We start from the raw sequence: 2,590 nt of genomic DNA on the forward strand, positions 1-2,590 counted from the left end.
CCGTTCTTCGCGGACTAACGACTGGAAACGTCAGAGACTCTAGCGGCAGACGCGCGCCGTGACAGTCATTCGACGTGTTAACTCCATGAATGACGGGCACGGCTCTGCGAAGGCCTGTGCGTACGCTGGCCGCCCGATCGTGACTTTTACAAACCGACGCGTTCCCGGAAAAGAAACTGACTTCCACTCAGAGAATGGCGATCACCGCGTAGCCCCATTCGCGGGCCATAGCAGCTGCGGTCATCGCTCCCGGCAGGTCGCGCGACGACCGCGGCAGCCGAAGCCAGCTGCCCGAACTTCGCAAATAATTAATGGAGTTGGTCGAGGTCGAAGACGGCCGTCACCGGTGCGTGGTCGCTCCAGCGCTCCGCGTGGGAGGCTGCGCGCTCGACGTAGGCCTTGACGCAGGTGTCCGCGAGCTTCTGACTAGTCGTCAGAAGGTCGATCCTCCAGCCGGAGTCGTTGTCGAAGGCGCGGCCGCGGTAGGACCACCAGGAGTAGGGGCCGGTGCGGTCGGGGTGGAGGGCGCGGACGACGTCGACGTAGCCGGCCTCGTCGTAGACGCGGGAGAGCCAGGCGCGCTCTTCGGGGAGGAAGCCGGCGGACTTCTGGTTGGCCTTCCAGTTCTTGAGGTCCTCGGGCCGGTGGGCGATGTTCCAGTCGCCGCAGACGACGACCTCGCGGCCGTCGGCGGCGGCGCGGGTGCGCAGGGCGGTGAGGTGGACGAGGAATTCCGCCATGAAGCGTTCCTTCTCGTCCTGGCGTTCGGTGCCGACTTCACCGGAGGGGAGGTAGAGGCTGGCGACGGTCAGGCCGGGGAGGTCGATTTCGACGTACCTGCCCGAATCGTCGAATTCCTCGGAGCCGAATCCGATCACCGTGCGCTGCGGCTTCTCGCGGGTGAGGATGGCGACGCCGGCCCGGCCCTTGGTGGCGGCCGGGGCCCAGACCGCGTGCCAGCCGTCGAGGTCGCGCAGCTCGGCGGGCAGCTGCTCGGGTTCGGAGCGCACCTCCTGTAGGCAGACCACGTCGGCCTCGGTGCCGGCCAGCCATTCGACGAAGCCCTTCCTGGCCGCTGCCCGGATTCCGTTCACGTTCACACTCGTCACCACGATCACCCGGGCAGCCTACCGACTGGTCGTTCCCGACCCGAATCGTGACGCGCGGGGCCGATGGCCGGGTGGCCGGCTCCGCGGGGTGTGGGCTCCGGGATTCCGATGGAGGTGGATGGTGACAGTGACTGACAGGACCTGTCGTGAACGCGGCATGAAGATGTGCGACAGTCCCATCAAGCCGCGCCATTGGTCTTGACCATCTTCGGACGGAGCGCCTAGGGTCACTTACTGCAAGGACCTTTAATAAAGAAGGACGGATAAAGGCCCGCTCTCCCACCTGCCGCAACTGCGGACGGTGGGCCCGGGATCCGCCCTCCTTGTCTCAGGGCGGACAGCATCAGGGTGGAGGACGCGGTGGGGACGACAGGACAGCTTTCTGCGGTGCCGGAGCCGAAGTACTGGCACCTGCGCACGGTGCTGCTGCGGGCCATCGACTCGGAGTTCTCCATCGGTCAGGTGCTGCCCAACGAGCGCGAGCTCTCGGCCCGCTTCGGCGTCGCCCGGGCCACGCTGCGGCAGGCGCTCGACCAGCTGGAGCTGGAGGGCCGCCTGGTGCGCCGCCGGGGGATCGGCACCCTGATCGCCGCCCCGCGGGTCGGCGTCCCGGTCAACCGGCAGGAGGAGGGCTGGCCCGGCGCCGCGCGCAGCCAGTCCTGGCGGACGCTCGACTGCACCACCGCCCCCGCCTCCGCGCAGCTGGCCAAGGGCCTGGGCATCGCCGAGGGCGCCACCGTGCACACCGTGCGCCGGGTCCGCCTGGTGGAGGGCCGCGCGGTGGCCACCGAGGCGCTGCACGTTCCGGCCGCCGCCCTGCCGCACCTGCCGGGCTTCCGCGCCGAGAGCGACCGCGCCCGTTCGGTGCTGCGCCAGCTGGAGCGCCTGGAGGTGGACGGCGAGTCCCGCTCGGTCGAGCTGGGCGTCGCCGAGGCCGAGCAGGCCGCCCTGCTGGAGCGCCCGCCCGGCGCCCCGGTCCTGGTCATGACCACCCAGTACGCCGCGGCCGGCCGGTTGGTGGCGCTGGGCGTCGCCACCTACCGGGCGGACACCTGCAAGCTGACCTTCGGCGAGGCCGGACTCGTCGAGGTCACCCCGGTCGGTGCGACGGCCGGGGTCCGCACCGCCTCCTGAACCATCTTCCGAACACCCTCAGGTCGAGGCCCGGACGCCAACTGGCGTCCGGGCCTTTGCCGTTGGCCGGCACAGCATCGGAGGCTCCGGCAGCGCGGAGGGGGAGGACGGGGTCGTGAACCTGGTCGTGGAGCTGTGGGCGAAGTCGGAGATACCGGCGTACGGCGGGCTGTTCAGGGCGGACGGAACGGTGCGGGAGGTGTTCTTCGACGGGCCCGGCTCGCTGCACCTGGAGCTGGGCGAGCCGTTCGAGGTCGGGGAGCCCAAGTACGAGCACGAGATCGACGTGGACGGCGAGGCCGAGCTGCCGGACGGGCGCGGGTTCGTCTGCTGCGGCCAGCGGGGGG

General features: G+C 70.0%; 2 protein-coding genes and 1 pseudogene. 2 read left to right on the plus strand and 1 reads right to left on the minus strand.

All coding sequences use genetic code 11. The features are described from left to right. Positions 1-308 precede the first annotated feature (308 nt). The gene (locus ACIQOV_RS36735) at positions 309-1,118 is read right to left on the minus strand and encodes an exodeoxyribonuclease III (protein WP_401055140.1); all 810 of its coding nucleotides are present in this window, start codon (positions 1,116-1,118) and stop codon (positions 309-311) included. 351 nt (positions 1,119-1,469) lie between these two features. Between ACIQOV_RS36735 and ACIQOV_RS36740 the strand changes: the two genes are divergently transcribed. Further along, a complete protein-coding gene (locus tag ACIQOV_RS36740; protein WP_401055141.1) occupies positions 1,470-2,243 on the plus strand; it encodes a GntR family transcriptional regulator in 774 nt (257 codons plus the stop codon). A 115-nt stretch (positions 2,244-2,358) separates the two neighbouring features. Continuing rightward, positions 2,359-2,590 (plus strand): annotated as a pseudogene (locus ACIQOV_RS36745) (hypothetical protein); the annotation flags it as partial.

This window comes from Kitasatospora sp. NPDC091257 (assembly GCF_044757675.1).
Lineage (GTDB): Bacteria > Actinomycetota > Actinomycetes > Streptomycetales > Streptomycetaceae > Kitasatospora > Kitasatospora lactacystinica.